Annotated in this window: 5 protein-coding genes; 2 read left to right on the plus strand and 3 right to left on the minus strand. The window is 55.5% G+C overall.

Features of this window, described 5'->3' with window-relative positions; translation table 11 throughout:
- Positions 1-268: 268 nt before the first annotated feature.
- The 3 genes from NW837_RS00130 to NW837_RS00140 all read right to left on the minus strand — a co-directional run bounded on the left by NW837_RS00130 (position 269) and on the right by NW837_RS00140 (position 3,740).
- Positions 269-1,681: an ammonium transporter gene (locus NW837_RS00130; RefSeq protein WP_414328688.1), complete on the minus strand. Its 1,413-nt coding sequence runs from the start codon at positions 1,679-1,681 to the stop codon at positions 269-271.
- 154 nt (positions 1,682-1,835) lie between these two features.
- A complete protein-coding gene (locus NW837_RS00135) occupies positions 1,836-2,174 on the minus strand; it encodes a P-II family nitrogen regulator (RefSeq protein WP_011430352.1) in 339 nt (112 codons plus the stop codon).
- A gap of 150 nt (positions 2,175-2,324) precedes the next feature.
- Positions 2,325-3,740, minus strand: coding sequence for an IctB family putative bicarbonate transporter (locus NW837_RS00140; protein WP_414328689.1), 1,416 nt, complete (start codon positions 3,738-3,740; stop codon positions 2,325-2,327).
- 940 nt (positions 3,741-4,680) lie between these two features.
- Between NW837_RS00140 and NW837_RS00145 the strand changes: the two genes are divergently transcribed.
- Positions 4,681-5,580, plus strand: coding sequence for a M23 family metallopeptidase (locus NW837_RS00145; RefSeq protein WP_414328690.1), 900 nt, complete (start codon positions 4,681-4,683; stop codon positions 5,578-5,580).
- Between the two features lie 54 nt (positions 5,581-5,634).
- A partial coding sequence (locus NW837_RS00150; RefSeq protein ID WP_414328692.1) for a DNA polymerase III subunit delta occupies positions 5,635-5,948 on the plus strand: 314 nt, incomplete at its 3' end.

The raw sequence follows: 5,948 nt of genomic DNA on the forward strand, positions 1-5,948 counted from the left end.
CCTGTCCTCAAACCCAAAAGGATCCCCTGCCGAAGACGAGAGAAAACAGTCTCACCTATCTGACTTTTCATCTCGATTCCAAGTCCCACACCTCGATTTTGAGCTATTTCTCCCCTCCTACCCGTAACCACCTACACCAATGCCACCAAATACATCAGCAAGCCATAAAAGAGAGGGCCAGCCCTGACCCTCCCTTTTGATGCTCATTTGATGCTCAGTTCAGCAATGCTCCGATCCGGCAACCCCAGGTCAGACCGAGCACAACGGCTCAAGATTGCTCCGAATCGGTGGCAGCAGTAACGAAGTCGGGGTAGGCCACGTTGCCATGCTCGCCCACATCCAAACCGGCGATCTCTTCCTCGGCGCTGGTGCGCAGGCCGGTTACAGCCTTGAGGATAAAGAACAGGATCAAGCAGGTAATAAAGGGCCAGAGGAAGTAGGCCAGAGCGCCCACCACTTGTACCCCAAATTGGGCCCAGGTGACCTCTTCAGCATAGTTGGCATTGGCAAAGAAGGGGATCCCTGCTGCCAACACCCCCCAGATACCACAGGTGCCGTGTACCGAAATCGCGCCCACCGGGTCATCAATTTTCAGCACCGTATCCAGGATCACCACCGAAATCACCACCAGAATCCCGGCCACCGAGCCGATGATCAGAGCACCCAAAGGATGGACGCTATCGCAAGGGGCAGTGATCCCCACCAAGCCGGCCAGGACACCGTTGGCGGCAAAGGTCATATCCGGCTTGCCAAAATGAACCCAAGAGGTGAACGTCGCCCCAATTGCTCCAGCCGAAGCTGCCAGCAGCGTATTCATGGCAATCCAGCCAATATCGACAGAGGCTGCAGTGGTGGAACCGGCATTAAACCCGATCCAGCCCAAGGCGAGGATAAACACCCCCAACATCCCCAGCGGCAGGTTGTGGCCGGGAATAGCCCGCGGCTCTCCATTGGGGCCGTACTTGCCAATGCGAGGGCCAAGCGCAATCGCACCTGCCAAGGCCGCAGCGCCGCCTACCAAATGCACCACCCCCGACCCGGCGTAGTCGATGTAGCCCAGATTTTCCAGCCAGCCGGCTGTGCCGCCGTTGTAGTCGCCGAACAGCCCGTTCCAGGCCCAACCCCCAGAGATGGGGTAGATTAGCCCAGAAATAACGATGGAGTAGATCAAGTAGGCCAAGAACTTGGTGCGCTCTGCCATCGCTCCGGAAACAATGGTGGCGGCGGTAGCGGCAAACACCATCTGGAAGACAAAGAAAGTAAAGGGCCAGCCATCTGCCTCGTAAGCCTGCTGCCAGCCAAAAGCAAACCAGTCAGTGCCGAAGAAGCCAGTACTTTTGCCGAACATGAGGCCAAACCCGATGAACCAGAAGGCGCAACAGCCCATGCAGAAGTCCATCAAGTTCTTCATCATGATGTTGGCGGCGTTCTTGGCGCGGGTAAAGCCCGTCTCTACCATGGCGAACCCCGCCTGCATGAAGAACACCAAGGCTGCTGCCACGATCGTCCAAACAACGTCAGCGTGTTTCTGAACTTCCTCGGCCTCTTGAGCAAAGGCAGTTCCCTGGCCGAATAGAAAAACCAGCGCAGCCATTAGAGCGGCAGTCAGACTCCACTTGGCCGGTCGCCAAAGCCACTGGGGCACCTGGCTCTTGAGCTTTTGGATCATTGTTGTACTCATGCTTTTCGACTCACCTAAAGTGACAGTACTTCTCGCAACACATTACCCGAAAAGTAGGGCAAGAACACCTCATCAGATATACAGCAAAAGAGACATGAAGCAAACTCACACGAGGCTCAGGCCGGGCAACCCAAACCCTGAACGTGATCCCTTCTCATAGGGCATCTTGGTTGAGTTCGCCAGTGCGGATGCGGATGGTTTTTTCGACGGGGCTGATGAAAATCTTGCCATCCCCGATTTCGCCGGTGCGAGCCGCTGCAATCAGCTTCTCCACCACCGTATCCACCAGGTCATCTTCAACCACGATCTCCACTTTCAGCTTTTGTAGGAACTCTACCGTGTACTCGGATCCCCGATAACGCTCGGTTTGTCCCTTTTGGCGACCAAAGCCCCGCACTTCACTTACAGTCATGCCGACAATTCCGGCATTGACCAAAGCAATTTTGACCTCATCCAACTTGAATGGCCGGATTACGGCCTCGATTTTTTTCATTTGCCTCCTGCACCCCGGACAATTCCGCTAATTTCTAACACTACTGACACCTGCAAATTGTAAAAACAGATACATTTTTATCTCCTACTGAAGATGCTTACCACTCTGGATTTGCTCCCGTCAAGACCGGAAGGCCAAGCTTAAGCTACCTTAACGGGAGGAAGTCTCCGATGGGGTCTCACCAACATCCACGGGCGGCTGAGGGCTAAGAGAGGCCAAGCTGGCTGTAATGAGCGCTACCGCAAGCCACCACAGCATTTGTACCTGGGGACGATACCAGATGGTATCCACCAAGCCGTGGGCCATCATGCCGGTGCAAGCGGCCAAGCCTGCTGCCACCCACAGACCCTGGGGATCCCGCAAGTTGAGCAAAGTTTTCCAGCATCTCCAGCCGTGATCCCAGAGCACCAAGAGAAACCAGGCGAAAGTTAAAGATCCGATGAAGCCAGTCTCTACGGTGAGCTGCAGCGGCACTGAATAGGCTCCAAGGGCGCTGAAGTTGCCTCGTTGGTAGAGGGGATAGACGCGGTTAAAGGCAACATTGCCGGGGCCGATCCCCAAGATGGGAAAGTCGCGGATCATCTCCAGCACCGCCGCCCAGACATTGAGGCGAAAGTTGTTGCTGGTATCCAACCGCCCCCAAAAAAGGCTCTGCACCCGCAGCCGCAGGGAGCGTACCGTCAGGATCCCGAGCAACAGAGCAGCCCCCCCTCCGCCCAACAGGACCGGCAAGGCCCAACGCCGCCAGCGGGCTGGCAAATCGACAGAATGCCACTGCGCCAACAGCACGGCCATCAGGGTGAGCGTGGCCAGCCCCCCAATCCAGGCGCCACGACTGTAGGTGAGCAACAGGCAAATCAGGTTCACCGCCGTCGTAAACCCGGCCAGGAGTTTCGCCCCCCAACTGGGCCAAATCCAAGTGGCGGCCAGCCCCAGAGGAATGACCGGGATCAAGTAGCCCCCATACAGATTTGGATTGCGCAGATAGCTGTACACCCGCGTCAGACCCGCCAAACCCGACTCCGGATCCACCCAGGTGGCCAGTTCTGCTGCCCCATAAAAGTATTGCCGCAGGCCGTAGACCCCCATCACCAAGCTGACCAAAAGCAGGGATCCAACGATCCCATCTCGGAATTGGGGTTTGCGCAGCAGACGATGCAACAACAGATAACCAGCCAGGTAGAGAGTCAACTTCAGCCAGCCATCCCGTGCTGCGTAGGCAACCGGAGAGAGAATCGTTGCCAAGGTGGCAATTCCCCAGAAAAGGCCCAGGGGCAGATGCAGCGGCAGCCCAATCGGCATTTCCACCAAAGCGCACAGGCCCACCAGAGCAGCCATAGCCAGCAAAATCAGGCCCAGGATGCCGGTGGAGCTTTGTGCAGAGAAAATCCAGTAGAGCAGCACTAGCCCCAGGCCAATCCGGTCGGAAGTTTGAACCAATACGCTGCTCTTCCCCCAACTTTGCAGGGATCCCAATAGACGACCCAAAAGGCTTCCCTGCCACCAAGCCTTGATGGGAAAATCGCGCAGCAGAAAACCGTGCCACCGTTGCGTTGCTCGTTCCATAACCCTCCGGAGCCTGTTGGGCACAAGTTCATACGCCCCAAGTCACCTTCCGATTGCGTCGGTGGGACGAAGTTCTAGCTTATATCCCCAGAGGCAAGGAGACAACGAAGAAGAGCGCAACCTCTTATCGCGCCAGCCGGACAAAGTACCCCTCAACAAAAACAAAGAACCGGCTGACTCACAAGACTCTACAAGAAAAGGCATCGAAGAGTTATCAAAGTTGGGTTTTCAATCTTAAGAACAAGTCTCTGTAAAAAGCAAAGAAGAACAGCAGGAAAAACTACAAAAAGCTCTATCTCAATCTTCAATCAAATGTTGGATTGCCGCAATCGAAGATCTCCTGACCTACCACAGACCGATTCTCAAAAGATTCTTCAGGCAACACAGGCTAACACTTGACCTTGAGATCCTCTTTCACCTTCGGCATTAGGAGAAGGGATTTGATCGCCTAAGCGGGATCCAGACCAACCTTCCTTGGCTCTAACTGCGTTCTGGGAATTGGAGTTGGAATAGTGAATCTGAATACGAGTAGGACGGCCCAGACCCAGGGCGGATCCCATGCAACGGGCTAAGATTTGCACCTTAAACTCAAACTCGCCAATGCCATCCATAATCTTTAACCCTGCAGTCTCTGCTCCTAATTCAACTGTAGGAGAAGGTCTACGAAACCTCTTCAGTGGGAATACAGAACTTTTTGAGCTGCGGAGACTTCTGGATTATGAAAGTTATGTAAAGATGCCTTTGTTTTCGCCAGACAGGGCGAGTACTTGACCTATTCTTAAACAACTTGAGTCAAGCTGGGCTCGGTATCTTCACTTGGACTGACTCCCTCCACCAAGTTGAGCAGGGATCCCAGCCAAACCGCTTAGACAAGGTGAGCTGGCTTACGCAAAATGAAGTATGGGGAAAATACGGATGAGGTGGGAAGGGGTGAGGATGAATGTCGAGACAAAGATCCGAGATAAAGATCATCTTGGGCTTGGGCTGTGGGATCTGTCTGGGAGCGCTCTCTGCTGAGGCCAGTACTCTCCAGGTGCAGGTGAGCCCTCCCGATCCCCTTTTGGGGTACACCGTTTCTGTGCAAATCACAGCCGCACCGGAAACTTTGCTTGGGGATTGGCCTAGGGTCAGCCTAATCCATCCCGATGGCACACAAGCCCACTACCCAGCTTTCCAGATAGCGGCCAACCGTTGGCGGGCGTTGATCCCCACTACCCCTTTGGATGCTCCTGGAGCTCGCCAGATTCAGATCCAAGGGTTTATCCAAGATGCCATCCCACCTCCCTTGCAACTGTCTTTGCAACCGCGAGAGTTCCCCGTTCAAAGGATTCGCCTACCGGCGGGGGCCAGCGTCTGGGCCACAGAGGTGGAATGGACTAAGGTAGAGGCTTTTCGGCAGCACATCAGCCCGGAGAAGTACTGGCAAGGGTATTTTCACCGTCCAGCCCAAGGCCCGGTTACCACTGCGTTTGGGGTGCGCCGCTACTACAACGGCCAGTTTGCGGAAGATTATTATCATCGCGGTATTGACTATGCAGGCCCTGTGGGGGCAGTGGTGGTGGCTCCCGCAGCCGGTTGGGTTAGGCTGGTGGGCTACGAATCGGAAGGCTTTCGCGTTCACGGGAATACCATCGGCATCGATCACGGCCAAGGAGTGACCAGCTTGTTGCTGCATTTGAGCCGCATCGATGTGCGAGAGGGAGAGTGGGTGGAAGCCGGCCAGCCGGTTGGGGCCATTGGGGCTACGGGAACGGCTACGGGGCCCCACTTGCATTGGGGGCTATTTGTCCACAACCATTCGGTGGATCCCGTGCCATGGCTGCATTTGGCTATTGAGTAGATTGTGAATAAATGGAGATCTCCGCTGGGAGATTGGGGATCAATCGGTCGAAGCGTGCCCGTTTACCTGTACTGGGGGGATGATACCTATCGCCTGATGCAGGCGGTGCAGCAGTTGCGCGACCAAGTGCTGGATCCCCACTGGGCTGCTTTCAACTACGATCGCCTGCCGCCGGAATCCACGATTGCCGGGCTCAACCAAGCCATGACCCCGCCGCTGGGATCCACCGCCCGCTTGGTTTGGCTGGAAGAGACGACGCTCACCCACCATTGCTCGGAAGATCTGTGGGAAGAAGTGGAGCGCACACTGGCCCAGTTACCCCCTACCACCCATCTGCTCTTGACCACCAGCAGCAAACCGGATGGGCG

Source organism: Synechococcus sp. R6-10, assembly GCF_047461815.1.
GTDB lineage: Bacteria > Cyanobacteriota > Cyanobacteriia > Thermostichales > Thermostichaceae > Thermostichus.

Bases quoted from the DNA above. Each gene is read 5' to 3' on its own strand.
- NW837_RS00130 (WP_414328688.1), bottom strand. From the start codon at position 1,681: ATGAGTACAACAATGATCCAAAAGCTCAAGAGCCAGGTGCCCCAGTGG.
- NW837_RS00135 (WP_011430352.1), bottom strand. From the start codon at position 2,174: ATGAAAAAAATCGAGGCCGTAATCCGGCCATTCAAGTTGGATGAGGTC.
- NW837_RS00140 (WP_414328689.1), bottom strand. From the start codon at position 3,740: ATGGAACGAGCAACGCAACGGTGGCACGGTTTTCTGCTGCGCGATTTT.
- NW837_RS00145 (WP_414328690.1), top strand. From the start codon at position 4,681: ATGTCGAGACAAAGATCCGAGATAAAGATCATCTTGGGCTTGGGCTGT.